Origin of the sequence: Micrococcus sp. GbtcB5, from assembly GCF_019091605.1 — a bacterium.
Classification (GTDB): Bacteria; Actinomycetota; Actinomycetes; order Actinomycetales; family Micrococcaceae; genus Micrococcus; species Micrococcus luteus.
In genome coordinates this window covers 1-859 of record NZ_JAGXJK010000074.1, presented here as the reverse complement: position 1 = coordinate 859, position 859 = coordinate 1, and the positions used below count along the sequence as shown (strand labels likewise).

General features: G+C 58.2%; 2 protein-coding genes. One reads left to right on the top strand and one right to left on the bottom strand.

What is annotated here, in order from left to right; genetic code table 11:
• On the bottom strand, positions 1–474 hold a 474-nt coding region (locus tag KVS67_RS11490; RefSeq protein ID WP_217565391.1), incomplete at its 3' end, for a helix-turn-helix domain-containing protein.
• A gap of 47 nt (positions 475–521) precedes the next feature.
• Between KVS67_RS11490 and KVS67_RS11485 the strand changes: the two genes are divergently transcribed.
• Positions 522–782: a hypothetical protein gene (locus tag KVS67_RS11485; protein WP_063190208.1), complete on the top strand. Its 261-nt coding sequence runs from the start codon at positions 522–524 to the stop codon at positions 780–782.
• Positions 783–859 lie beyond the last annotated feature (77 nt).

Here is an 859-nt window from a genome sequence, read left to right as displayed (position 1 = left end):
CCCCAGGGAACGCCAAAGTCGCTGCTCTATTTCGGGATGCTTCCCTAAGGGCTTAGTGTGTGGTCCAACGCGAATGTACTCTTTGCCCCTGAAATTAGTGGGTGCTTGCCTCGCCGCGTCGATCCTCACCGCAAACAATGAAAAACCATGCAGAGTACCTGGCCCCCACTCGATAGACACCGATGGAGATATAAGTTGAGTTAACCAAATTTTCAGATCCTGATTTCCGACCTTTTTGTTGTCAAGATTGACGATCGTACCGACAGGCTCAAGCGTTCCGTCGTGCACACCAAAAACTAAATATCCGGCCTCTTGGCCCTCCAGGGCGGCAGAATTTGAGAGTGAAGAAATGTATTCACCGATCTTCTCTGGATTGTCGTTATTCTCTTTGAACTCAATCCACGACTTCTCGCTCCCCTCATTCAACAGACGCTCAACAAGTTCCCCGACGCTCTCCGGGTTCGACCAGTCCATGTACCAAATCGTGCCAGACGGCAATGGCGACTAACAGCCCCCGGGCAATGCGGACCAGTCGCCCCACTCGTCCCTGCCGTCGGTTCGCTGCGCAGATCATCTCCCTGACCGTGATGGTCGCCGCCACGAACACGCGCAAGATCATCGCCTGGCTCCACGAGCAGATCGGCGTTACGCCGCTGTCCTCGGCCCCGGTCAAGCGTGCCCGCCGCCGCGAGCGCACGGCCGGGTTCACCCGCGCCGACGAGTTCGGGCCCGCGTGCACGCCACCAGGCGGCTTGCCGCCTGAGAGGCGGGAGACCGCCTGACCTAGGGCGTGTCTGAGAATAGATGCACGAGTCAGCTGAGACCCTGGGGACATGTCCCGGTTCCAGATGCTCTCCGA

Coding starts and splice junctions, on each gene's coding strand:
- KVS67_RS11485 (WP_063190208.1), top strand. CDS start 522: ATGCGGACCAGTCGCCCCACTCGTCCCTGCCGTCGGTTCGCTGCGCAG.